At 55.8% G+C, this 24829-nt stretch carries 26 protein-coding genes; 16 read left to right on the top strand and 10 right to left on the bottom strand.

Annotated features, from left to right (window positions below; translation table 11 throughout):
* Nucleotides 1-63 precede the first annotated feature (63 nt).
* From hisS to LJF34_RS27330, 4 genes are all read left to right on the top strand, one after another.
* Nucleotides 64-1362 (top strand): histidine--tRNA ligase, encoded by a 1299-nt coding sequence (gene hisS / locus LJF34_RS27345; protein ID WP_231189696.1) that lies wholly within the window; start codon nt 64-66, stop codon nt 1360-1362.
* A gap of 145 nt (nt 1363-1507) precedes the next feature.
* Complete coding sequence (tenA, locus tag LJF34_RS27340) at nt 1508-2173, top strand: thiaminase II (RefSeq protein WP_231189693.1); 666 nt, start codon at nt 1508-1510, stop codon at nt 2171-2173.
* A gap of 284 nt (nt 2174-2457) precedes the next feature.
* Complete coding sequence (locus LJF34_RS27335) at nt 2458-2661, top strand: hypothetical protein (RefSeq protein ID WP_231189681.1); 204 nt, start codon at nt 2458-2460, stop codon at nt 2659-2661.
* The gene (locus tag LJF34_RS27330; RefSeq protein ID WP_231189680.1) at nt 2654-2905 is read left to right on the top strand and encodes a hypothetical protein; all 252 of its coding nucleotides are present in this window, start codon (nt 2654-2656) and stop codon (nt 2903-2905) included. The genes LJF34_RS27335 and LJF34_RS27330 overlap by 8 nt, the downstream gene beginning before the upstream one ends.
* Nucleotides 2906-3112: 207 nt before the next feature.
* On the opposite strand, the gene LJF34_RS27325 is transcribed toward LJF34_RS27330, so the two are convergent.
* Together LJF34_RS27325 and LJF34_RS27320 are read right to left on the bottom strand one after the other, a co-directional pair.
* Nucleotides 3113-4519 carry a PAS domain S-box protein gene (locus LJF34_RS27325; RefSeq protein WP_231189678.1) on the bottom strand — a complete coding sequence of 469 codons (1407 nt, stop codon included), beginning with the start codon at nt 4517-4519 and terminating at the stop codon, nt 3113-3115.
* A 189-nt stretch (nt 4520-4708) separates the two neighbouring features.
* The gene (locus LJF34_RS27320; RefSeq protein WP_231189676.1) at nt 4709-5332 is read right to left on the bottom strand and encodes a response regulator; all 624 of its coding nucleotides are present in this window, start codon (nt 5330-5332) and stop codon (nt 4709-4711) included.
* Between the two features lie 232 nt (nt 5333-5564).
* Between LJF34_RS27320 and LJF34_RS27315 the strand changes: the two genes are divergently transcribed.
* Both LJF34_RS27315 and LJF34_RS27310 read left to right on the top strand, forming a co-directional pair.
* Nucleotides 5565-6212: a helix-turn-helix domain-containing protein gene (locus LJF34_RS27315; protein WP_231189667.1), complete on the top strand. Its 648-nt coding sequence runs from the start codon at nt 5565-5567 to the stop codon at nt 6210-6212.
* A 436-nt stretch (nt 6213-6648) separates the two neighbouring features.
* A complete protein-coding gene (locus LJF34_RS27310) occupies nt 6649-7722 on the top strand; it encodes a MarR family transcriptional regulator (RefSeq protein WP_231189666.1) in 1074 nt (357 codons plus the stop codon).
* Here the strand turns inward: LJF34_RS27310 and LJF34_RS27305 are convergent.
* Nucleotides 7719-8468, bottom strand: coding sequence for a helix-turn-helix domain-containing protein (locus tag LJF34_RS27305; protein ID WP_231189665.1), 750 nt, complete (start codon nt 8466-8468; stop codon nt 7719-7721). The genes LJF34_RS27310 and LJF34_RS27305 overlap by 4 nt on opposite strands.
* Nucleotides 8469-9177: 709 nt before the next feature.
* Between LJF34_RS27305 and LJF34_RS27300 the strand changes: the two genes are divergently transcribed.
* On the top strand, nt 9178-9774 hold the full coding sequence (locus LJF34_RS27300; RefSeq protein WP_231189664.1) for a hypothetical protein: 597 nt from the start codon (nt 9178-9180) through the stop codon (nt 9772-9774).
* A gap of 42 nt (nt 9775-9816) precedes the next feature.
* On the opposite strand, the gene LJF34_RS27295 is transcribed toward LJF34_RS27300, so the two are convergent.
* On the bottom strand, nt 9817-10050 hold the full coding sequence (locus LJF34_RS27295) for a UPF0058 family protein (RefSeq protein WP_231189663.1): 234 nt from the start codon (nt 10048-10050) through the stop codon (nt 9817-9819).
* A 220-nt stretch (nt 10051-10270) separates the two neighbouring features.
* Here LJF34_RS27295 and LJF34_RS27290 point away from each other — a divergent pair, with 220 nt between their 5' ends.
* A complete protein-coding gene (locus tag LJF34_RS27290) occupies nt 10271-10570 on the top strand; it encodes a PadR family transcriptional regulator (protein ID WP_231189662.1) in 300 nt (99 codons plus the stop codon).
* A gap of 226 nt (nt 10571-10796) precedes the next feature.
* On the opposite strand, the gene LJF34_RS27285 is transcribed toward LJF34_RS27290, so the two are convergent.
* Nucleotides 10797-11363 (bottom strand): hypothetical protein, encoded by a 567-nt coding sequence (locus tag LJF34_RS27285; protein WP_231189661.1) that lies wholly within the window; start codon nt 11361-11363, stop codon nt 10797-10799.
* A gap of 145 nt (nt 11364-11508) precedes the next feature.
* On the opposite strand from LJF34_RS27285, the gene LJF34_RS27280 reads away from it, so the two are divergent.
* A complete protein-coding gene (locus LJF34_RS27280) occupies nt 11509-11895 on the top strand; it encodes a hypothetical protein (RefSeq protein ID WP_231189659.1) in 387 nt (128 codons plus the stop codon).
* A gap of 159 nt (nt 11896-12054) precedes the next feature.
* Nucleotides 12055-13014 (top strand): transcription initiation factor IIB, encoded by a 960-nt coding sequence (locus LJF34_RS27275; RefSeq protein WP_231189656.1) that lies wholly within the window; start codon nt 12055-12057, stop codon nt 13012-13014.
* 33 nt (nt 13015-13047) lie between these two features.
* Here LJF34_RS27275 and LJF34_RS27270 read toward each other — a convergent pair whose 3' ends face one another.
* The gene (locus LJF34_RS27270) at nt 13048-13236 is read right to left on the bottom strand and encodes a hypothetical protein (RefSeq protein WP_231189653.1); all 189 of its coding nucleotides are present in this window, start codon (nt 13234-13236) and stop codon (nt 13048-13050) included.
* A gap of 455 nt (nt 13237-13691) precedes the next feature.
* Here LJF34_RS27270 and LJF34_RS27265 point away from each other — a divergent pair, with 455 nt between their 5' ends.
* Together LJF34_RS27265 and LJF34_RS27260 are read left to right on the top strand one after the other, a co-directional pair.
* On the top strand, nt 13692-13988 hold the full coding sequence (locus LJF34_RS27265) for a hypothetical protein (protein WP_231189650.1): 297 nt from the start codon (nt 13692-13694) through the stop codon (nt 13986-13988).
* Nucleotides 13989-14249: 261 nt separating this feature from the next.
* Complete coding sequence (locus tag LJF34_RS27260; protein ID WP_231189647.1) at nt 14250-14600, top strand: PadR family transcriptional regulator; 351 nt, start codon at nt 14250-14252, stop codon at nt 14598-14600.
* Between the two features lie 67 nt (nt 14601-14667).
* Here LJF34_RS27260 and LJF34_RS27255 read toward each other — a convergent pair whose 3' ends face one another.
* From LJF34_RS27255 to LJF34_RS27245, 3 genes are all read right to left on the bottom strand, one after another.
* The gene (locus LJF34_RS27255) at nt 14668-15078 is read right to left on the bottom strand and encodes a hypothetical protein (protein WP_231189644.1); all 411 of its coding nucleotides are present in this window, start codon (nt 15076-15078) and stop codon (nt 14668-14670) included.
* Nucleotides 15075-15866, bottom strand: coding sequence for a ParA family protein (locus LJF34_RS27250; protein ID WP_231189641.1), 792 nt, complete (start codon nt 15864-15866; stop codon nt 15075-15077). The genes LJF34_RS27255 and LJF34_RS27250 overlap by 4 nt, the downstream gene beginning before the upstream one ends.
* Nucleotides 15867-16211: 345 nt before the next feature.
* Nucleotides 16212-16352: a hypothetical protein gene (locus LJF34_RS27245; protein WP_231189639.1), complete on the bottom strand. Its 141-nt coding sequence runs from the start codon at nt 16350-16352 to the stop codon at nt 16212-16214.
* 301 nt (nt 16353-16653) lie between these two features.
* Here LJF34_RS27245 and LJF34_RS27240 point away from each other — a divergent pair, with 301 nt between their 5' ends.
* The 4 genes from LJF34_RS27240 to LJF34_RS27225 all read left to right on the top strand — a co-directional run bounded on the left by LJF34_RS27240 (nt 16654) and on the right by LJF34_RS27225 (nt 22274).
* Nucleotides 16654-16890 (top strand): UPF0058 family protein, encoded by a 237-nt coding sequence (locus tag LJF34_RS27240; protein WP_231189637.1) that lies wholly within the window; start codon nt 16654-16656, stop codon nt 16888-16890.
* Nucleotides 16891-18446: 1556 nt separating this feature from the next.
* Entirely contained in the window at nt 18447-20483 is a 2037-nt protein-coding gene (locus LJF34_RS27235) for a bacterio-opsin activator domain-containing protein (protein WP_231189635.1), read from the top strand.
* Between the two features lie 147 nt (nt 20484-20630).
* The gene (locus LJF34_RS27230) at nt 20631-21344 is read left to right on the top strand and encodes a helix-turn-helix domain-containing protein (protein WP_231189822.1); all 714 of its coding nucleotides are present in this window, start codon (nt 20631-20633) and stop codon (nt 21342-21344) included.
* Nucleotides 21345-21707: 363 nt separating this feature from the next.
* Nucleotides 21708-22274, top strand: coding sequence for a metal-dependent hydrolase (locus LJF34_RS27225; protein WP_231189633.1), 567 nt, complete (start codon nt 21708-21710; stop codon nt 22272-22274).
* 702 nt (nt 22275-22976) lie between these two features.
* On the opposite strand, the gene LJF34_RS27220 is transcribed toward LJF34_RS27225, so the two are convergent.
* On the bottom strand, nt 22977-24176 hold the full coding sequence (locus LJF34_RS27220) for an orc1/cdc6 family replication initiation protein (protein ID WP_231189631.1): 1200 nt from the start codon (nt 24174-24176) through the stop codon (nt 22977-22979).
* Nucleotides 24177-24829: the final 653 nt, after the last annotated feature.

The following is a 24829-nucleotide window of genomic DNA, read 5'->3' as shown; positions in this document are numbered from 1 at the left end:
CACGGGATATTGCGAAATCGAGAGATAGCCAAACGTAAATCGCTCGCCTTCGATACCCGAAGCATGGACGAACTCGAGAGCCTCAAGGGCTTTTACGACCGCTACCCCGAGGAGTGGGCGGCGTGGCGCGAACTCGTGGATACCGTGGAGGAGACGGCCCGCGAGTTCGGCTTCCGCGAAATCGACGCCCCGAGCGTCGAACCGACGGACCTCTTCCGGGTGAAGTCGGGCGACGAAATCGTCGAACAGACGTACAGTTTCGAGGACAAGGGCGGACGCGAGGTCACGCTCATCCCCGAACAGACACCGACCCGTTCGCGGTTGGTGCAACAGCGCAAGGACCTCGGAACGCCGATAAAGTGGTTCGACACGTCGAAACGCTGGCGCTACGAGGCGGTCCAGAAGGGCCGCGACCGCGAGTTCTTCCAGACCGACATCGACATCTTCGGCGTCGAATCGGTCGAGGCGGACGCCGAAATCATCGCCTGTGCGGCCACCATCTACGAGAAACTCGGCGTCGCCGATTCCGTGGAGTTCAGGCTGAACGACCGGCAACTGCTCGACGTGCTCCTCAAAGCGATGGACGTGGAGGGGAGCAAGGACGTGATGCGTGTCATCGACAAGAAGGAGAAACTCAGCCGTGAGGAGTTCCTCGACAACCTCGAACTGGAGGGCGTGGACCGTGCGACCGCCGAGGAGATAGACGAACTCACGGCCATCAGCGGCGAGATGGAGAGCGCGCTGGTCGAACTCTCGGACAAAGCGCCCGAGGGCGACGCGGCGGACGAAGCCATCGAACGGATGCACGACCTCTACGACGTGCTGTCGGCATACGGCGTCGAGTCGATGTGTACCTTCGATCTCTCCATCGTGCGCGGGATGGACTACTACACCGGCCTCGTCTTCGAGGCGTTCTCGACCGAGAGCGACCTCCGTGCGCTGTTCGGCGGTGGACGCTACGACCACCTCATCGAGCAGTTCGGAAGCCGCGAGGTTCCGGCCATCGGCTTTGCATTCGGCTACTCCACGACGATGCAGTTGCTCAAGGAGTTGGGCGAGTGGCCGGACGAGGCGCTTTCGACCGACGCCTACGTGCTGACGATTTCGGACTCGGTCCGGGAAATCGGACTGGAGTACGCGAAAGGCCTGCGCGGTTCGGGGCTGACGGTCGAAACCGACCTCACCGGACGGAGCGTCGGCGAGCAGTTCGGCTACGCGGACCGCATCAACGCCGACTATACCGTCGTCGTCGGCGAACGCGATCTGAACGAGGGCGTCGTGACCGTCCAGAACATGGATTCGGGCGAGGAAGAACGGGTTCCGAAGGACGACGTCGTCGACGAGGTTCTCGATAGGTTGTAGAACCCGCCGCCAACGTCCCCGCGTTCTTATTTTCGCGTTCTTTTCCACTTTCGATTTTCTCGTATTCGGATTCGGGTGGAGATGACCGGTCATGCACGGGACTGAGAACCACTAGATTATACCACTGGAGAATAGACGGCAAATCATGGCATTCAGCGACCGACTGCTCGCGACTGGCGACAAACTGTGGGAGGAACAGAAAGCACACCCGTTCGTGGTCGAATTGGCCGAGGGGACGCTCGACCCCGCCGCGTTCCGTCACTGGGTCGAACAGGATTACCGGTACCTCCTCGACTACGCTCGGGTGTTCGCACTCGCCGGGTGCAAAGCGCGTGACGAGGAAACGATGACCCACGCGTTTGGCGTCGCCCATCGGATTCTCGCCGACGAAATGGACCTCCACCGGTCGTTCGCCGCCGAATACGGAATCTCCCGGGCGGAACTCGAATCGGTGGAGAAAGCACCGACCTGTGTCGCCTACACGAACTATCTCCTCCGAACGGCCTACGAGGGAACGCTCGCCGAACTCGCGGCGGCCGTCTACCCGTGCGGTCAGGGATACCTCGACATCGCGGAGCACATGGCGACCATCGCGGACGGCGACCACCGTTACACGCCGTTCATCGAGAAGTACACGAGCGACGAGTTTCGGGACGCCGTCTCGTGGATGCGGACCTTCGTGGACCAACAGGCCGAGGCCACGCCCGGCCTCCACGACGCGATGGAGGAAGCCTTCGTGACGAGTACACGTCTCGAAACGGCGTTTTGGGGAATGGCGTACGAGCGGGAGACGTGGTCCGACGCGCGTTAGGAAACCATCAAAACCGTCGAATCGGGAGACGGAAGGGAATCGGGAGCAACAGGAATGTGGAAAAACCGGCAGAAATGTAAAAACTGTCCAAACTATCAAAACAAGCAAAACCGTCCAAACCAGCAGATCGGAGGTAGGGTCGGGCGTTTACTTTCACTGGGCAGTAGTCGGAAATGCGTCGGGAAACGCCGCCTATAGTGGGGCCAGCGGTGAGAACCCTCCGACTATTACTTTCACCCCGGATAAGGATCGATATTTAGAACGGAATCGTCGTACGATCGGACATGAGAGCACACGACATCGACGGGCCGATTTCGAAGTGGCGCTACACCTGTCCGAACGGCCACACCAGTTGGGAGCCGACGAACAGCCACTTCTGGTGTCACCAGTGCAGCCGAGTGCCCGAGACGAACGCCGAGTTCTGGAAACTCCGGGACAGGAAAACGGGCGAACTGCTCGCTCGCGAGAAGGTGAGCATCCATGGCTAACGCCCGAGAGGACGTCGACGATGCCCGTCGATACGGCGTGTGGAACCACCACACCAGTCGAAATCGGTACTGTCGCAACCCCGAGTGTCGAAACGAACACGTCGACCCTACGTTCGCGCGAACGATGGGGACCGACGACGGAATCGTGTTCGCCTGTCCCGAATGTGCGCCGTGGTCGGCACTCAAGCGAGGGATAGCGGCGGACCCGACCGTCGATCATCGAGTCGAAAGGAACTGGCGATAGAAACCCGTGCTAAAGGGTCATGGATACCGCATCGCCAGTACTCTCCCGCGCAACGAATCGCGTCCACTTTCACCGCGGGTAAGAACAAATTCCTTTCAACCGTGGTCCGTCGGTTCGGACGCGGGAGTGCCCGCACGGGTTACGCGACTGTCATCCCCTGCAACCCGATTTCGTTTCCAGTATGGCGGGCGGTTCCCCTTCCGTCCGCTATTCGAAATCGATGCCGGTGATTTCGAACCGTGAGCCGCCGTTACTCGCATCCGAAACGTCGATTTCCCAGCCGTGGGCCTCCACGATCTGCTCGACGATCGACAACCCCAAGCCGGTTCCGTTGTCCGTCGTGTAGCCGCTCTGAAACACCAGTTCACGCTCGTCGGACGAGATGCCGGGACCGTCGTCAGCGATGCAGACGCCGTTCGAACGACGCTTGACGTGAACGGTAACGTCCTGCCCGACGTGTTCCACCGCGTTCCGGAACAGGTTCTCGAACACCTGACTGAGCCTGTCGATGTCCGCCGAAATCTCCCCCTCGACGTTCTCCAACACCAACGTCGCCTCGGGTGGTGCGGCCCGCGACCACGCATCCTCCACGATGTCGTGAAATTCCGTGACCTCCTTCTCGGAGAGCGCATCGGGTTTCCGTGCGAGGTCGAGCATCTCGTTTATCATTCGTTCCATTCGGTCGAGGGCACCGGTGACCTCCTCGAACGCATCCTCCGAGTTTTCTGCCCGCGCGACCCGTAGATACCCCTGTGCGATGCCGAGCGGATTGCGAAGTTCGTGGGCGAGCATGCTGGCGAACTCGTCCAGACGTTCGTTTTGGCGTTGGAGTTCCTGCTTTCGGCGCTTGTGTTCCGTCACGTCTCGAATGATGCCGATGACTTCGGGATTCTCCGCGTCGAAGCGCATCTGGGTGGTGTTGATTTCGGCGTATCGAGTCTCGCCGTCCGGGGTCATGTACGTCACCGAGTACGGGGACGAATTCCCTCGCTTCCGCTCGCGCATATCGGTGATGAGCGTATCCAGCGAGTCGTTTGGAAACGCATCGATGCGTTCCAGCCGTTCGCCGAGAACGGCCGAGCGGGAGAACCCGGAAACGTCACAGAAGGCATCGTTTACCGCTTGAATTCGGCCCTCAGCGTCGAGGACGAACACGGGGTCCGGGGCGGTCTGGAACAGGGTTCGAAACCGTTGTTCGCTCTGTTCTTTCTCCCGCTCGATCTCGACGGAAAGCCGTCGTCGTTCGAGGAGGCCGTCCAAGCGTGCCTGTAAAACCGCTTTCTCGATGGGCGTCGTGATGACTTCGTCCACGCCCTGCCACACTTCGGGGGTTCGTGCGGGGGAGGCCGTCGATGTGACGAGGAGATACGGGAGGAACGTGGGAAGGGACAACTCCTTTTTCGCTTCGAGTTCGTCCCGATATCGGGCGAAGGACCCCTCATCGACGATACACAAATCGAAGGACGTATCGATGCCGTCACTGTCGAAAACGACATCGTACTCCGACGTGAGCCAATCGGCTAACAGCCGACGATTTCGACGGTGGTCGATGAGCAGGAGGATGCTCCCCTTCGAAACGGATTCCGGATGGGGTGCGGACCTGTTTTCGCTCATGGACATCGCTTCCATCTGCGGTCGATCGAACGGACTCCGCGGGATGTGAGCGGGGTCACAGAAGAGATGGCCGAGACCGTCCGGAGATGTGTTGTAGCGACCAGTATCATAGATATCCGTTCGTAGTTGTTGTATGTGTTCGGTTCATCGTCCATCGAGTGTTGTGGGACGGCCGAGTGATGGAAGCGATCAGTCTTCCGATTCCGGTGCGTCGCGTCGCGTCGCGGATTCCATTAGCTTCGACCCGGCGTCGTTGCAATTGTGGAACTCCGCTCGAAGGTCATCATCGTCCAACTCCGTGACAGTGGACGAGAGATCGTTCCTGAGCGATGCCAGTCGTTCCTCGAGGACGCCGTAGCCATCGTTTTCGGAGAGCTCCGCCGACCCCTTACGCTCGGCGAGAGCCGCCTTTTTCGACGAAAGTGCGAGCAACTCCTGTACCTGTGAGTCGTACGTCGAACGCGTTTCGAGCGAGGAGACGATTTCGCAGAGCTGATCGGGATCCGAAACCGGCTTACAGATGTAGGCGTCGAATCCGAGTTCGATGATATCGAAATCCGGTTCGACCGCGGTCACCATCGCAACTCGACAGTCGGGGTTCCGATCGCGGATTTCGGCGAGAACTTCCTGACCCGAGCAGTCAGGCATTCGACGGTCGAGGAGGACGATATCGATGTCGTCGTCGATAGTCTCTAGCGCTTCCGTTCCGTTGTACGCTTTTCGAACGTCGTAGGAGTCTTCGAGCCATCGGGCGTGTAAGTCGGTAATCGCATGTTCGTCATCAACGATGAGAATGGTCGGCTCGTCAGACATAGGTTATGTTGAGGTTCACTGCCGGTACTATATCAAATTTGAGGGCGCGATTTGTATGCCGACAGTGTTTTCGGATATGATGCATGAACTTCACACACTCGTCTTGCAATCAATGAACCGGTGGCCGCATTTTTATAAAAGCTTTTCGAAAATAGTGTCAAAGTCGACAGCAAGCGACGGAATGAGCCACCGATAGCTACAATATACCCGAAACCATGCGTCGGCTAGAGAGATGAGCGTTCTGACCGAATTTACCGTACCTGCGGACGAATTCATTCTCTACGAGACGCTGAAAGAGATTTCGGAGATGTACGTCGAAATAGAACGCGTCGTCGCGAACAGCGAATACGTGACTCCGTACTTTTGGGCGAGTACCGACTCGTTCGAGCCGTTCGAGCGGGCACTGGAAGAGGATAAAACGGTCAGGTCAGTAACGCTGCTCGAAGATCACGACAGCGAACGGTTCTACCGCGTCTCGTGGCGTCAGCGTACCGGGACGATCGGTCACGCCGTCTCACAGCTGAAAGCCAGCATTCTAGAAGCGACCAGCGATGGGAACGAATGGAATCTCAAACTGCTGTTTCCCAGCGAATCGTCGCTGACGAAGTTTCACGACTACTGTTCGAACTACGGACTTTCATTTAGACTGACTCGTTTGTACGAATCTCGACATCCGAACGCGTTTGGAAAGTACGAAGTGACACCCAAACAACGTGAAGCACTGATGGTAGCACTCGATTTGGGCTACTTCAACATTCCCCGCGGAGCGACGTTGGAACACGTTGCCGAGGAGCTTGATATATCACCGAACGCGCTCTCAACACGATTACGGCGTGGCCACGCGAACCTCATCACGAATACGCTACGACACGAAAGTTAATGCCTGCATTTGCAAGCCAATACTTTTTGACAACCCGGTAGCTAATAAAGGATGGTAATAGTCACACACTGGCTTTAGGGTCGGCTACTGTTTGGCTTACGACGGACACGGGGTTGTCGATAACGACTCGTAGATATGAACGATGACAGATGGGGACGAGAGAACGGAAAAGGCGTGTGTAGACCTCCATGTATACCCAAATATCGTAGACGTGATCGCAGCACGCACGCCGAAACAGTTCCCATTCGCGGTTGGACAGTGGCAAAAACTCGTTTGAAAACATTGAATCGATCGGAGATTCAACAATCGAAAGTACAAATGTATATTAGGGGATAGTAGAGGAGAACAATACATTGATACCGAGTTCCAGTGTATTTACTATGCGAAATAGTTTCGAGAGTGTGCAGTTAGTAAAATATATTGAGAAAAGACATAAATGAACGTTCGCAAGATAGAAGAAGACCTCCAAGGAGCGTCAAACGTTCTCGTCCTCGCCCCCCTGACACCGGATGGAAACCGGGCACATATGGAGCTCGTCGCTTCGACACGCCCTGAAAACATCAGCCTTGCTGCGGTCACCTACACGCAACCGCCAGGACAGTGGCTCGATGACTGGCAACGGAGCGTCGGAAAACAACCACACGAAGTACGTTTTATCCATGCAAGTGGGATGGCGCAATCGGAAACGTACGACGAGCAGACACCCGATACCGTGACGACGGAAGTCGTCGACCCGACCGACCCGATGGAAATCATCGTTCCGCTCAGTAACCGATTGAAAGGGTGGATGGACGGCGAAACACAACCGGTCGTCTCGGTCCAAACGTTGACCGTCCTCCTCGAATACGTCGATTTCGATACCGCATTTCGCTATCTCCACATACTCACACATCGAATACAGGCGGCAGGGGCGATCGGCTATTTCCAGATGGACCCCGACATTCACGATCCGGAAACCACGAATACCCTGAAAACGCTGTTCGACGTCGTGGTCGAAATCTCCGACGACGGTGCCGAGTGGAGAACGACACCCGCGTACTCACCGACCACCGAGACGACGGAATCGGCCGAGCCCGTCGATTCCACCGAACCGGCAGGAGAACCGACCGAAGGACCGCTTTCGTCCATCCGAACCGTTCTGTCCGGACTGTTCGGCCGAAGCAACCAAGAAGAGGGGACGACGGAAGCGACCACCGTGACCACCGACGAGGCGGTGCCCCAGCGAGAGGAGCGGGAACCGGAACCCGAACGGCCACAGATCGGAAACCTCGCAGACGAGGAGATGCTAACCGACGAGGAGCGTATCCGGTCGCTCCTCATCCAGTACGGTGGGCGCATGAAACAGGCGGATATCACGACCGAAACGTCGTGGTCCAAATCGACGGTGAGCAGAAAACTCTCGAAGATGGAGGAGAACGAGGCGATAACGCGGGTTCAAATCGGACGCGGAAACCTCGTATTCCTCAACGGGTCCGAACCGGAAGCGTCGAAATCACCGTTCGAAGCCTAATCCTGTTCGACGGCGAACGTACTCGCGATGAGCTGCCGAGTGGCACGTCGTAGCTGTTGTGAAATCGCCGACGTGGAGACGTCGAGCTTTTCGGCGAGTTCTCCCTGTGAGATACCGCGTGGAACGTTGTAGTACCCCGATCGATAGGCGGTGAGAACCGTATCGCGTTGCCGGCCGGTCAACCGTGTTTCGGTGGCATCCGTATTCGGGTCCCCATCGTATAGTTGTCGCACGCGGAACGTCGTTCCGTGTTCCAGACACGACTTCCGGAGTTCGATGAGGGGTTCGCGTGAGAGCATCTGAATACGAGTGACCCATCCGTTGGTTCCGCTCTTCACGTCGAGGGTTCGAACGCCGAGATCGGTGGCGGCGGGGAGAAATGGTACGACGTCCGGTTTCGGGCGAATCCGATACACCCGCCGGTCGGCGGCCACCGAGAAGAGCGTCGCTTCACGGACGGTCGCATCGGTTTCGAGCGCGCGTTCGAACGACGAGAAGTCATCGCCGACGGCGGAAACGAAGAGAAGTGAATCGTCGGTCATCGGCGCCTCTTCCATTTTGAGGCTCACGTCCGATATCGATTCTATCGTCGGAACGAGGACGAGACGTTCGTGGGAGACGAAAATCTCGGCAAAGAGGGTTCTCGGAGGTCCCGAAGAAGCGGACTCGTTCTTCGTCGTCGCGCACTTGGACGAGTCGTCCGCTTCGTTGAGACGGCTACTGGAGTTGGATGCACCATGTGCCATTGTCGAAGGACCCGGGTTCGGTTGTGGTATTTCCGTAACTCGCATTAAACTTTAGGGAGCGACACATGGGTTTTGACTCAGAATAATTGTCACAACTCGGCCATCTTCGACGAGCGAAAGAACTGGTCGGAGTCGAATATCAACGGTACGTCGCCAAGTAGGATCGCACACGAGGGAGTTGGAGTCATGAGCGCTAACGACCCTCGCGGCCGGATATTGTCGCACCCTGCCTCCGTGCTGGGCGTATATTTCCTAGGTTGACTCCCCCATTACTATAAAGACGTTAACCAAAATGGAAAAAATCATGATGGGATAGGCGGAAATAATCCGGACTGAGTCGGCAGAGAGGAACGTTCCACAATTGTTTCAACAGACATTTCGTGCGCCAATATAGACCAATTGAGGGATAGGACGAGCCGCAACCGGGAACCACCGACCCAACAAGATGCACAAGATAAGTCACAATGGAAGCTAACTCATCCCTAGAAAGACATTTATACGGCCTGAAACGCGTGTTTTCGAGCGTCCGAGCCGAAATGGGATGATTCCATACACATATCGTAGATAGTAAAGTTCAATATCCATATATGTAATACCATCATACAGCTTATCGATGGGATAAGCAGTGTAGCAATCTATCGCAACCGTTCGCAACAAATCGGGAGAACATTATTGGTTTATTACCCAATCCGCCGATAATTCATCCGTCATGAGCGCTACAGAAGTTCGCACCGACGATAGAGGAACACATACAGTTCCAAACGCGACTGCCGAACCCGAACTGTCGAAGGACAAAATATTCCACCTCCTTCAGACACCTCGCCGACGCTACGTTCTTCGGTATCTCAAAGACCGCGAAGGAACCGTTGAGATGCGCGATATCGCGGAGCAGGTCGCGGCGTGGGAGAACGGGACGAGCGTTCAGGCGCTTACGTCCGACGAGCGCCAGCGCGTGTACATCCCGCTGTACCAGTCCCACCTCCCGAAACTCGACGAGGAAGGTATCATCGAATACAATCAAAGCCGTGGAACGATCAAGCGGACGAAGCTCGCCGACCAACTCGACCGATACCTCACCGTGGACGAAGCCGAAGTCGACGATGAAGCGGAAACGGAACGAGAGCTACCGTGGGAATCCTACTATCTCGGCGTCTCGGTGTTCAGCACCATCCTCCTCGCCGGTTCGGTTCTCGGCGTACCCGTACTCGCAGCACTGCCGGCCGTTGCGATCGGCGGAGCCATCGTTGCCATGTTTTCGTTCGTAACACTGGCACAACTCGTGGCCAAGGAAAAGCGCGAATCGTAAACGAAGCCGATACTGCGGTACGACGAGCCGATGTAGTATCTATCAGTCAGCGTGTGACGTCAACTGCTCTTTTTCCGGGGCCATCGTGTCAGTGATGCCATCGATGAGCGCGAAAATCGCTTCCTGATGGGCTGTTTTCGAATGATGTATCGACGTCGGATTCACCCCGGTTCGCTCGTACTCCGAACAGTCGATGGAGCGTCCATTTCGTATCTCGTGCTGGTTCCGTACCTCCGCGAGGAGCCCGTGTATATGAATCAGCTCTTGTTTCTTCATATGGTAGCCACATGATGACTCAGCACATATATTATCTTGGGCCGATTTCGAACAGATGACCCGTGAACGGAGGTGTACAAACGGAGTACTGATGAAAGGGATTTGTGACGAAAAGAGAATTGTCAAATGTGAGTGATCGAGTTTATTCCGTTTTTCATCGGACAAAGGTGCATTATCATGCACTTAACTAATACCCCGTAGACATAACATCGAGTCGAACATGTACGACCTGACTGGCTTCCAGCGAGACCTGTTGTACGTCATCAACGGGTTGACCGAACCGCACGGACTCGCCATTAAAGAAGAGCTCGAAGACTACTACGAAAAGGACATTCACCACGGACGGCTCTACCCGAACCTCGATACCTTGGTGGACAAAGGACTGGTCGAGAAGGGGCAGGTGGACCGCCGAACCAACTACTACACGCTCACCCGACGTGGACAGCGGGAGATAGAGGCACGCCGCGAGTGGGAATCCCAATACGTTAGCGACAAAGAAAGCGCCGAACTCGCGGACTAGCGACGACTCATTTTCCCCCATGTCGCGGCTTCGTGTACTTAAAACGCGGAAATACTAACGCGTACCTTTTGGGGGGTTGCTTTTCATACTCCATTTGATAGCCATCGGGCTGAAGCGGGGAACGCACACTATGCCGAGAAACCACGACATCTCAAACCGAGTGGACGCGATCGAACGTTGTGCATACTGTAAGGATTACGTCCCAGTAACGCGCATCGAAATGGAGTTAGAAGAGCAGGGAACGTACCTCCGAGCGAACGTCGATATCTGCGAGAACTGTTTGGACCAAGCACGATAATCGACGCAGCGACGCGGGGATGGGTGGCGGAAACGCGAGAATCGTTTTGCCCGGTCTATCGGACGGCCGTACCGAACGCAGAAGACGGGGAAAACCGACCGACACGTCGAAGCCAGCGGGATTACGGTTCGATATCCGGGTTCCGACCGGCATGAGGTATGGTTCCAGCCGTGACGCGACGGGGGTCGACGATGCCGCGCGCTTATTCGTACTCGATGAACCCTCCTCGTCGAGTTTCGGGAGGTGGGGCTGGTACAGCGGAATATATGCACGTTGACGGTCTTCCGAGGTGAGGGCTTGAACCGTCGTATCGTTTTCCCACGCCGCGACTTGCTCCGCGAGGTCACGCATTTCGACCGGTTCATCCTTGCCGTGGAGGTGGTGAATCGCGGCGCGGCGACGGTGATTCTGGAGAAGGTGAAACACGTCGTCGGCGGACAGTTCGGGTTCGTCACCCGAGGCGTACGTATCGGTATGGTTCTTCGTCGTGCTCATGACAACCGTAATCAAACAGAAGGAGATGAGAAACCGGTAACGCACTTCCGGATCGTTTCAAACAGTTTCAAACGATGAGAAGGAGCGAAACTGCACGGAACGACGTTCCGAGTTTATGTAGGGAATGGACGTAGAGATGAACGAAATGAGCCAGGCAAATCACATACCCGCCTGGGCAGCCTCTCCAGAGGAGTTCGAGCGAACCCTCGAAGTCCTCGTCTCCACGGCACGAGACAACGATGTCGAACTCGATCGTTCGTGGACGTTCCGCCACGAAACACCGGAGTACGACGATATGATGGTGGAGATAACGAGCCTCGCCCCGCAACCCGAAATAGCTGACCCGAAACCGAATCGGCCGACCGTCTCGAAAGGCACGACGAGTGCCGAATTCGAAGTCGCGCTCGACGAACTCTTGACGAAAGGGCAAGACGAAGGAATGACGTTCGATCGCTCGTGGACGTTCCGAGATACGGACCCGAACAGCAGCGACACCATGGTGGAAATCTCGCGATTGGCGAATCCCGCGTAACACCTGAATTATTCCCGAATATAGTATAGAAGATAGACAGTTTTCGAAGAAGTTGGTGCCGTCTGCGTGTTTTCAGGATAGGGATATTTATCTGAGATGAAAGTCTCCTATGAGGTACCATCCGGGGATTTAAATGTTCGCATTGAGTATAGAAGGTTGATGAAACGGTCCACTCGCCAACGGGAGCGCCGCGCGGAGCAAACCGAAACCGAGGAGGAGGAGGGGGTCACGGGATGTCCCGAGTGCGGGTCGAAAAACCTCGTTAACAGTGCGGACCAGTCCGAAATCGTCTGTGACGACTGTGGGCTGGTCGTCGAAGAAGACCACGTCGACCGCGGGCCGGAGTGGCGCGCGTTCAACCATAGCGAACGACAGAGCAAGTCGCGCGTCGGTGCGCCCACCACGCAGACGATGCACGACAAGGGGCTGACCACGACCATCGACTGGAAGAACCAAGACGCGTACGGTCGGTCGCTCTCGTCGGAAAAGCGAAGCCAGATGCACCGTCTGCGCAAGTGGCAAGAGCGCATTCGAACGAAGGACGCGGGCGAGCGCAACCTGCAGTTCGCGCTCTCCGAAATCGACCGAATGGCATCCGCGCTGGGTGTCCCGCGGTCGGTACGCGAAGTCGCGTCGGTCATCTACCGTCGCGCACTGGCCGAGGACCTGATCCGCGGACGCTCCATCGAAGGCGTTGCAACGAGCACGCTGTATGCCGCCTGTCGGCAGGAGGGTATCCCTCGAAGCCTCGAAGAAGTAGCCGAGGTATCACGAGTGGATCAGAAGGAGATCGGTCGAACCTATCGATACATCTCCCAAGAACTCGGTCTCGAAATGAAACCGGTCGACCCGAAGCAGTACGTTCCGCGGTTCTGTTCCGATCTCGGCGTTAGCGAAGAAGTGCAGTCCAAAGCGAACGAGATCATCGATACGACGGCAGAACAGGGACTCCTCTCCGGGAAGTCGCCGACCGGCTACGCCGCCGCCGCGATTTACGCCGCCTCGTTGCTGTGTAACGAAAAGAAGACCCAACGTGAAGTCGCTGATGTCGCTCAGGTGACGGAAGTCACGATCCGAAACCGATACCAAGAGCAGATCGAAGCGCTCGGCATCCACTAGCCGCTTAAGCACTTCACACATCCAGCCGAATTTTTACACACCGTCGATGTCTCCGACCAGTTGCGAGACCGGTTGGCGCTGTCGGATTTCAGGGAATCCGACGGGCATGGATACGTCCGTCACGAACGGTGGGTTCCGGGAGAATCTACCCGATTCGAATGTCGCGTAGCGATTTTCGAACGTCGGACGTGAGATGACCAGAGTCGTGTGAACGTCTGGCATTCTCCATCTCCCTCGGGCGTGGCTGCTGGGGGAGAATCTCCACTATCGAATATTTTCATGCGAATCGGGACGGAGGTCCCCTCCGTCGCTTTTCGTCGGGTAAAGGAGAACTGTTGAGCGGAGCGTAGCGACGATCCAGGGATGGGAACGTCCATCGCGCGAACGGAAACGGGTGCTCGGGAGGAGAACTTTCGTGGGAGGGTGGTGACACTGTGTGGGATGCCAGCCCACGGCCATCGCCTCCGGCAACGTCGAGCGGATCGTTCACGTGACACAAGACGCCCGAGTGGGGCGTATCCGAAACGAGGAGGGGAAACCACTTTGTTATACGCCAGCTAAATTATATGACAACGGAATTTTCGAGTACCATGGTCGCCGTGTGCCGGTGTCATAACCAATTATCATACACGATACCCATAACCAAGTTTAAGCATTCCGGAGACTTATTCGGGAGTATGATTGATATTATTGAACTGGTTGAGGGGAATCTCGAATCGATGCTAAATTCGGGCGAGATAGAGTGCCCGTCCGAGGAGTGCAACAACCGACGGTTTCGTGTCGATATCTGGCAAGATGACGAACAAGGAATTGTGGGCGATGCGTGCTGCCGCGATTGTGACCTACAGATACGATTGAACCTGTCCGACGGACCGATCGACAAAGCCGAATCCGAACTGGAAAGGATAGAAGCCGATCTGCAGCGGCAAAAGCTACCCAAAATCGGCGGGAAACAACTAGAAGCGGTCGAATGACAGCATTCTAATAATCATATTTTATTGAATTATCTTTCCACACTCTTTCCGACAGATACTTGGTAACCGGCTAAAAAGCACGTAGTAAGAGCTTTGGAGGGAGTCCGCCGTAGTAATCGGAGTCCCAAGCGAGACATCGAAGAGCACCAATCTCTTCAACCAAACAATTGCTGTTGGATAATATTTATAATAGGTCACATAAATATTGCGCCGAGTAGGAAGGTTTATATTCACTGTCAATGAATATCACACCATACTACCATGTCAGAGGCAGAAACCGTTAGTAGCGTCGAAACTGCACGCGATCTCACCGCATTTCAACAAAACGTCCTATTGGTTCTCGCGGAGGAGTCCCGATACGGACTCGCCATCAAGCGCGAGCTCGAGGACTACTACGACGAGGAAGTGAACCACGGTCGCTTGTACCCCAACCTCGACACGCTCATCGAGCGTGGTCTGGTGGAGAAAAGCGAACTGGACAAGCGGACGAACGAATATGCCGTGACTGACGACGGAATCGCCGTTCTCCTCGACTCGTTCGAATGGCGCTTCCGGAAGTTCATCACCGACGATGAGCGCGAAGCGGAGCTTCGAACCCTCCTCGAACAGTAGCGAACCGTCGAGCGGCAGCGGACATTTTATCGAGCGGAGCAGTACACAGCGGCGACCATCGGCCGATTCACTCGAAGCGACTCACCCGTTCTCGAAGCGACTCGCCGTCCATCCCGTCGAGCGCTTCGAGTCCGGCTTGAACGACCAGCGGATAGAAGTGCCGGTTTTTCTCCAGTTCGTCGCCAACCGCCCGCTCGTACGCGAGGTTGAGCTCCTTGTACCGGAAGTTCAGTTCCGACCTCTGCTCCTCGGGGAGATACATGTAGGTCCCGACGCGGGTCGCCTTCACGCTCTCCCGTTCGCTCGCGTCGCCGGTTTCGTCGACCGCGACGGCGTCGGTCCCCGACGATTCCGCCGCGACGTCCGTTTCATTTTCCGGCGAAGCGTCGACGCGTTCGCCGGATTCGGACGCTTCGGTCTGTTTCTCACGCTTCGCACGGCGACGGCGGAGGCGGTCGGCGCGACTCTCGTCGCTCATGCGGACACCCCCGCCAAGTCGAACTGCCGTTCGAGGTCCTCGGCAACGGTGAGGAATACGGCCGCCATGTCACACTCCTCTTCGAATTCGAAGACGGAACACCCGGCGGAGAACGCACGCTGGAGCGTGACCCGTTTTCTGACCTCCCAAACCGGGATATCGGTGAAAACGTCGTCGAACCACGTGAGCATCGCGTCCGCTTCGTTAGTCGTCTCGACGCGGTTGGCGACGAGTCCGAGGTCACGAATCTGCGTGTCGTACTCCGCTTCGAGAACCTCCATCTGGTCGAAGAGGATCTCCAGCGCACGCTTGCTCGTCGATTCGGCGAGCGCGGGGATGAGGACGTTTTCCGCGGCGAGCAGAGCGTTGTCGGTGAGGTTACCGAGATACGGCGGACAGTCGATGATGATGACGTCGTAGTCGGTATCGAGTGCATCGAGGACCTGTATCAAGCGCTCACGTCCGCGCATCGCCATCGTGAGTTCCGGCTCGACGCTGGTCATGTCGATGTTGCTCGGGAGGACGTCCATCTCCTCGTGGGAGACGACGAGCGAATCGACTTCCTCGCGCGCTTCGTGGTCGGTCAGCGCATCGAACAAGGTCGGCGGTTGTGCCTCGTACTCCGCTTCCAAGCCGAGTCCTTCGGTGGCGTTTCCCTGTGGGTCGAGGTCGACGAACAACACGTCGTGTCCACGGTGGTGTAACGCCCCTGCGACGTTGATCGCCACCGTGGTCTTGCCGACCCCGCCCTTCTGGTTCGAGACGGCGATTTTGGCTGTGTCGGACATACAAAATCGCAAAACCGTCCGAACCACATAAAAGCGCGTCAGACGTTTGTAAATAAGCCGTTACAGCCCCAAAACGCCACTTCTTCGGTATAATCCAAACCGTCTCGGCTAGCAAAACCGGTTTTGCTATCCGAGCATCGCGGCGGGGTTCAGCTCTATACGGGTGTTGACCAGGAGTTTTGACAGCAAAACTGGTTTTGAGAGATTGAATAGTTTTGTGAGTTTGTATGGTTTGTATGGTTTGTATGGTTTGTATGGTTTTTGTGATCCGTATGGTTTGGACGGTTTTGAGAAGGTCGACGGGATAACGCTCCCGGAGCCGGGGGATGCCAACGAGTAGTGGGACTAGCGATGGCACAGCAGTCCTGTGCAGTCAGACCGGGCGCTCTCGCTGTGCAACCGCGATGGCGAGCGTTCCGGCGGGAGGACCAACACGCCGACTGCGAGCAGCACCAGCGGCGTGTCGACGCCGAAGATGAAATGCACGAAGAGAAGCACGCGCCGATGAGTACCAACACCAGCCCCGTCCAAAGTCGCCCCGTTCGTCCGAACACACCGTCGAATAGAGTTACTCGCGTTCGTCAAGGTTCGTCCCGTGCGTCGAGACGACCGACGAGTCCCAGTTAGCATCGATGGCAAAGGAAACTGCTCTTGAGTTTTCCTTTCACCGATCAGTATCGGGGCCGTAAAAACGGAAGCTGGAAGCTACTCCTATTCACCCGAGTCATCGTATGCGAGGTTGTCTCAAGGAAATACTATAGGGGTTCGGTCGTTAGTTGTCGTCGGGATGAAAAAACAAGAGCTCATTCATCTGCACGGACTGCTTTCCGAAGTACGAACACGGTTTGAGGCACAAACCGATTCCACATATGACCCCGTGGGGTACGAGGAACAAAATACGCGGCCGACTTCTATTCACCACTCGAAAAACGACCACCGAGAAGCAGTACTCAAGCTGGCGAACGAGCTCACGACGAATATGACGAGCGAGGAAACGGAAACCGTCGCTCCTCACGCCGACTAATTCCTGCAAAAGACGTATCGGAGAACTCAACGGATACCAGCGATAGCGATCCACAAGGAGCTCTTGTCGTCAACGTGTGAAGACGGACGGACGGTATCTCTTCTGAAAATCGGCGCCACCCGGCGGGAATGACCATCGATATGGGGACGAGCGACTGGTGAAAAATATCAGATTTTGCACAAAAAGTCCGACTATATTTCGGAGATTGACGGAATGAACCGTGGAATGATAACCACCGATAGGAATTGATATAGCATCATATAGTTTATTTGGAGTTAAAGTCACCGCAGTCATGCGGTTTTCCGAGGAATACCATCAATTCCGATTAGATTCGTAATCGGAAGTGGATCACACTCGGGGGTGCCGTCTCAATCTGTGCGCGCGGCATACAATCGTTCCGCGGGTCGTTCCATGGAAAAGACTCATTTATCGGGGCACTGTAGACACTACTGTCGAGCACGGGTGCTCGGCGTCGCGAAAACAAAATAATATGCGACGTGTGCCGACGGGGATGGATCCTACACCAACGAATCCCCGTCGACAGTCCACGAGATTACTCCGAGAAGGATTAATAGCCAGCCAGCGGTGTGACCGCCAGCGACGATCGTACTTCCCGAGGTAATCAGCGTGGACGAGACGACCGTGGAACGTCGTTCGTCCATCGTTTTCATGTCCACTCTTTCAAGCGGACACGCGGGGGTTCTCACGGGCAGAGTATAAAACAGCGGCAGACACATGAGCAACTCGGAATCGAGGACAGCGCCCGGTCAAGAACTTCTCGAAGAAGGTAAAACCTATACAGGCAGACTTGCATACATGCGAATGGTCCCTTAATTACGCACCCGGACCCCCACCCCTCCCTCCATTCCCCTTTGACGATTATGTCACCGCAAGCGAACGTCGAGCGTGCACTCCGCACTCCCATAACCCGACGTCCGCTATTATTCATAATGATCGGGCCGTATATTATTATCTACTTCATTAAGAAAATCTGCAACTGCTTGTGATCGGAACAAGGTCAGCAATCGATGACCCAGTTCCCGAACAAATGATTTGGGTGGGAGCATGTTTCCCCCGCCAACTACCCTGCTTAGCGGCGGTGGATTAGCACGTTGTTCAAAGCATTCCCGCACTTCCGTTGAAATCCAAATGGAGTAGTGATACAAATGGGCCTCAACCAATCGACGCACAGCGAGAGGTCATCGGAACGCACTCCCCCGCGATAGGACGACGATACCCGGAGGTGGCGTCGGTGTTCGACCCGAAAAGCGATCAGTAGTTCGATAGAGTCGAGGAAATGATTTTTGGATGATACTATCGGAGGATCGAGGAGAGAGGCCGAATAGCGTCGATAAACGCGGTTTGAAACGGATTGAAACCATTCGGAATAGATTTCTGGATTTAAGTCGATACGGCCACGATTTTACCGGTAGAAGGGTGACAACCGACCGAGCACGACGAGTTTAGCGACCACCAATTACCTACAACTGGACAGAATCGGAAGAATAAGGTGATTTCGCTGGTCGTACAAGGTATCCCTTCCCCCGAAGAAAACAATGATTGAAGCAGTTCGTGTCCTCTTCGTTCCCCCGCCCAACGATGAGGGAGTGATAACGACGCTTCGAGAGCAGTCGAACGTCCTCGTCGAAACTGCGACTACCCCCGTTCGGTCCGAAATACTGGAGATGTCAGATTGTGTCGTATGTACGGTTGAGGGGATAGATGCGGACGTTGTCACTCTTTTCGAGGACGTACAACAGTCGTGTCCGTCCCTTCCCCGTCTCGTCATCTCCAATACGGTTGACCGTGTCGTTCAAGACGTTCTCGACAGGAATCTCGCGGAGTGGATACCGACGGTCGAAGGAGAAAGGGTACTGTCACAACGGATAAATCGACTCGGAAGTCAAAGACGCCGGAACGAGCGACTCTCGGCGGTTCAGGACTCGATGAAGCGACTAACGGACGCCGAAACGGAGGACCGAATCGCTGAAACGATCGTCGCCGCCGTCCACACCGACCTCGATTACTCGTCCGCAATCGTCGCCCGATACGACAGCGAAGAAGGGGCGCTTCGGTCGGTTGCGTGGGAAGGCGTCGCCGAACCCGACGAACGACTGTTCGACGCCGACGGCGGACTGGGCTGGAAGGCGTTCCTCGACGCCGAAAAGCGAACCAGCAAGGGGAATGGAGACAACAAGGTCACACGTCATACTGCTTTCCCGCTCGGACGGCACGGGGTCCTGATAGTCATCGACGAAGAGAACGAAATCGAAACGGAAGACGCCGACAGGAGGGAAACGCTGGTGGAAATGCTTGTTTCGAACGCCGAAACGGCGTTTGCCCGCCTCGACCGGGAATGGGAACTGTCAACGCAGGAGGCGGCACTGTCGGAGACGGAAACGGCACTCGAACACACCCACCGCCGGGAAACGGTCCTTCAGGACGTTTTCGGTGCGCTCGCCGAGGCGGACACTCGGGGCGACATCGAACACGCCGTCTGCAAGCGGTTGACGAACGCGGCCCCGTACCAATTCGCGTGGATAGGCGAGTACGACGCGACGACCGACCAACTCTCGGGTCGGACGTGGGTCGGCGACGAACAGGCGTTTCTCGACGAACTCTCGGAGACGAGCGACGAAACGGACCAAACGACGGCGTGGCGGTCCGTTCGAAAGAGGGAGACGACCATCGACGACGACCTGCTTGGCGACCCCCCGTACGAAGCGTGGCGGCAGGAGGCCCTCAAACGAGGCTATCGAGCGGCGGTCAGCGTTCCGCTCATCTACGGCGGGAGTATCTACGGAGTCCTTACCGTCTATGCTGGCGACCCGGACGTGTTCAACGACGATGAGCAGGCACTACTCGAAAGCATCGGAAGGGGGACCGCCTACGCCATCAACGCCGTCGAAAGCAAAAAGGCGCTCGTCAGCGACAGCGCGGTCGAACTGGAGTTTCAGGTCCGAGATCCGCAGTTTACGCTCATCAAGTTCGTCGAGACGGCCGACTGTCGGTTCGAGTTCGAGAGTGTCATTCGAGAGACCGATGACACACTTCGGTTGTTCTTTACCACGGAAGGAACCACGCCGGAGTCGGTGGCCGCGTTCTCGGATCAATCGCTCGTCGTCAACGACATCAGACACGTCACCGGCGACGACGAGAAGGATTTGTTCGAATGCACCATGACGGGGGCGAACGTGATTTCGCTACTACTCGATCACGGTGCGGTTCCGAAAGCGGCGACCGCGGAGGGTTCGGAAGCGAGACTTACGGTCGAACTCCCACAGACGGCCGACGTTCGACGGTTCGTCGAAACGTTCCAAAACCGCTACAGTAACACGGAACTCATCGCTCGTCGGAAACGGAACCGACCGGTACAGACCGAACAGGACTTTCGAGCGCAGCTGCGACATCGGCTCACCGACCGCCAGTCGGAAGCACTGGAAACGGCATACTGGAGCGGCTTCTTCGAATGGCCGCGGGAAAGTACCGGCCAAGAGATAGCGAAATCGCTCGATGTCTCACAGCCGACGTTTAACCGTCACCTTCGTGCATCGGAACGAAACTTGCTTACCGCCCTGTTCGAAGACAGGTGAATTTCGAGGAGAATTTATACATATTGAAGCACGGACCAAAATCGGCTACAAATATAGCTATAACACCCATCTGTCGGCCGACAATTATATACAATAGAGATGAGTGGAGAATCCAATAATGTCACTAATCAGCTACACTCTGGTAACCTGACGAAATCGACACCGACGGTAGCGAGCAGCGAAAAAGCGGGTATAGAACAAAAACTGTACGATATCGTCGCCGAAGTCTCTCTCTCGGGCCCTGACCTACTTCTTTCTCCCACGATCAAAGCCGTCTCCGACGTTACCATCGAAACCGAGCATTTGACTGGAACAACCCCCAAACATCTCTTCATCTCGGTTCGGGGCGAGGATTTCGAGACGTTCGAACGTGAGTTACAGCAGGACTACACGGTTGCCGAACCGGTGCTGGTTGAAACGTACGAAGGTCGCCGTGTATATCGCCTCGAACCAGTTTCCACCGTCGAACTCATCGCGCCGCGATGCCCTGAACTCGACGCGCGAATACTCGACGTGGAAAGCGGTGATGGCGGCTGGGTCGTGAGAATGCAGATACCGACCCGACAAGCGCTCGTCTCGTTCCGGGAATACTGCTTGGAAAACGACGTAACGTTCCGCGTCAACCAGTTGGGTAACGCGACGGATCACAAAGAAACCGACGTCGTCGGGTTGACCGAGAAGCAAAAGCAACTGCTTCGGATGGCGTTCGAGTGTGGATACTACGAGATTCCGCGTCGAATCTCGCAGAACGAACTCGCACACGAACTCGATATCTCGACGTCCGCGATCTCACAGCGACTCCGCAGGGATACGGAACAACTCATCGGAAGTGCGCTGGCCGTGACCAAAAAAGACCACTAACGTGACTGAGAGACCACCGAATGACTGGGAGACTACTGAGTGACTGAGGGAAATCATCGAGTGACTGAGGGAAACCATCGAGTGACTGAGAGAAGCTACTGAGGGACCGAGATCGGACGTGCGACGGCCAGCACGTCGGATTCGAAAGAGCGGTTGGACTAGCTATAGGAGGGAAGAGTTAGTGATAGAACGGCGTCATTATAGTCGAATACGACAATGTAGCCGGGAAACACCAATAAGTTAGATAAAGAGACCATCTCCATTGGAACTTAAAGTCTACACGGTTGAAGCAGTACGTTTTGGGAGGAATGTTACGTAGGACGGTTTGATAATGGCAGAGGATGTCAAGCAGTCGGTGACCCCATGAATCCGATCGGTCACTTCGGAATCGTACTGGCCGTGTTCGGATTCGTCGTTTTCGGCCTCGTCACGCGGGAAGAGACACGGGCGGCAAAAATAGTAGTTGTAACAGCGCTTCCGATGGGAATGGCTCCCGACATCGACCTTCACATCGCACAGTTCGGACACAGAGGAATCACCCATACGTTTTGGGCGGCGCTCCTTGCCGGAGGAGTTCTCGCCCTCCTCGCATACTGGCTCAAGCCACTCGCATTGGATGGTAAACGCGAAGAAGCGCTGTACGGGTTCGTTACGGGGTTCGGCGGCATCTGTTGTCATCTCGCAGGAGACGTCATCACGCCGATGGGTATCAAACCGCTATATCCGCTGCTCGATACGCCACATACGTTCGACCTCGTTTACGCGAACAACCAGTCGGCGAATCTCGCACTCATCGTCCTTGGGGTGCTGACGTTCCAGTTGGTCGTTCGCCGGGCACGGAGTAGCGACTCGATACCCGTGTACGTCACGGAATTCATTCAACCCGATTTAGGACTGGATTCGGAATCGGGAACCGACATCGATACGTAGAAATCAGCCCGTTTCGAGGTCTCGGTTGATATCGAAGTAATGGTGGTCGGTCCGATCTCGATGGGTTAGCTTTGAGGGGTCGACTTTGAGAGGTTAGCTTTGAGGGGTCGATTTCGGCGGTTCAACTTCGCCGAGTCGGTTTCGTCGAGACGGTCTCGGCATTCGTAATTACGCTTCTCCGGACAGAGGCCACGCTCTATCACGAACGCAAGCGACGAAACCGAGATAAAAAACGGCAGGATATGATCGAATACTGATTATTTTCAGAATTTTCAACCAACGTAGACACGATACAAAATGAAGAGAAAATTATATATTAGAATGGATGTGTGTGATATACGAGAAGAGAGCGATGAACGGAAACGACGGACAAGGATGTCTGGTATCAAAGGGGACGAGAACGGCGAATCCAAGCGAAACGAGGACGAACGTCGAAACGTGTTCCTGCTGTGGTTCGCGGGTCGAAACCCACCGATGGCACCCCGTAATTGCTGACGACGATGGGAGTGGATTTCGGATACGTGCCTTCTGTGACGAACGATGCCGAGAACGATGGGGTAGTAGCTGATCGCATCCAGTTCACCGGAAACTCTGTCTCGCTAAAATTCCTGCCTCACTAAAATCCCTGCCGCGCTGGTCTCCATTGCCCTCGACCGTCCTCCTTCGACGACGAAGCTGTATACTTCTCAACGACCAAACCGTTTACTCCTCGGTGACGAGCACTTTTTTCACGACCTGTGGATCTTCGAGGAGTCGATGCTCGGTGTAGCTCCCTTCTGCGCTCCCCCCGCTCTGACGGGCTTGTTCGATCACGTCGAGGAACGCCTGTTCACGGAGCAAATCCCGAACGCGGCGGGTCGAAAGCGGGTCGCTATCCATCTGCCGACAGACCTGTTCGTACACTTCGTACACCAGACTCGTGCGAAAGGCGTCCACATCGGGATTATCCAACGAAAGGATCGCGAGCGCTTGCAGCGCGTATTTCGAGTGTGGTGTCGCGCCGCGAATGAGTTCGCGAAAACGGTCGTTTTCCGCGCGTTCGCGGGCCTTCTTTACGTACTCTTCCCGAACTCGCTCCGCGTTCTCCGCCTGTGCGAGTTCGCCCGCGTATCGGAGGATGTCGATAGCCTTGCGGGCGTCACCGTGTTCCTGTGCGGCCTGTGCGGCGGCAAGCGGAATCGTTCCGGGTTCCAAGACACCCTGTTTGAACGCGTCGCTACGGGCCTCCATGATGGCTCGAAGCTGGTTGGCGTCGTACGGCGGAAAGACGAACTCGCGTTCACAGAGACTCGACTTGACTCGCTCGTCCATCCGGTCTTTATATTTGATCTTGTTACTGATGCCGATGACGCCGAGCTTGCAGTGTCGAAGCTTTCCCGCCTCCCCTGCACGCGAGAGTTGCATCAGGATATCGTCGTTTTCCAGTTTGTCGATCTCGTCGAGGATGATGACGACCACGTCGTACAACGCATCGAGAATTTTCCAGAGACGCTTATAATACGTGGAGGTAGAGATACCCTTGTCAGGAATCGAGATGTCCGTCTCCGACGTGTTCGTCGTACTCGCAATCGTCTGGACTGCCTGCGTTTCGGTGCTGTCCTGTGCACAGTCCACGTAAGCGACTCCGACGGTGACACCCTCCTCGTCGGCTTCGTCGACGAGGCGACGGGAGACGTGTTTCGCACAGAGTGACTTTCCGGTCCCCGTTTTCCCGTACAGGAGGACGTTGCTCGGTGACTGGTTGAACAGTGCGGGATTCAGCGCGTTTGCGAGAGCCGAAATTTCGTCGTCCCGGCCGACGATTCGACCGTGAGTCGGAAGATGATTGATTTCGAGGAGTTCCTTTTTCGCGAAGATGAGGTCCTCCCGAGAGAAGAGTTCGTCCGAGTCGGCGTCGCTCATGGACACCACGTTTCCAGTGAAATCCCTTTACTGTTCCGGGCGTGAAACAACCGAGCAATAAACGGAAAGGAGAGCTCTGTATATCGTCCTGACAGTGGTCGCCCCACGATGGTACACCCGAGTAGTGGTCGTTCGGGCATCTTCGCGGGAGATACCGCCACCAATGACGTGCCCGTTGTGTCGGGAGAATGATTGGAGACACACACCACGTTTCCAGTGAAATGGGGGGAAAGGGTGGGTGGGTGGTGAACCAACAGGTGAATATTGCCGGGAACAAATGGCATCAGATTGCCACTAGCGGGGACTGGATAGAAAAATACATATACTAACAAAGCGTTAAAGTCCATTAAGCTAATCACAATTTGTAACCCATGATGTATCACGGGTTGGTTCACCTGAAACCGAGGTGGATTACTTCCCCGATCCGGTTTCACTGGAAACGTGGTGTGTCTCCACCGTTTCGAATAGGTCGGTGTAGTTCTCGTTCGGGTGTTGTTGCAGTCTCCACTCGGGTGTTGTGAAATCCCGTTCGGGTGTTGTTGCAGTCTCACCCGGGTGTTATCACGTTTTCATCCCGTTATTGTCGTGTTTCTATCCAATTGCCGTCTCCCCTCGTGGACCATCTCCTTTCTTGCGGTTTGTTCGTCTCGTGG

Source organism: Haladaptatus sp. DYF46, assembly GCF_021083305.1.
Taxonomy (GTDB): Archaea; Halobacteriota; Halobacteria; order Halobacteriales; family Haladaptataceae; genus Haladaptatus.
Note: the sequence above shows the minus strand (reverse complement) of the source record. Positions and strands in the feature narration are given on the sequence as shown.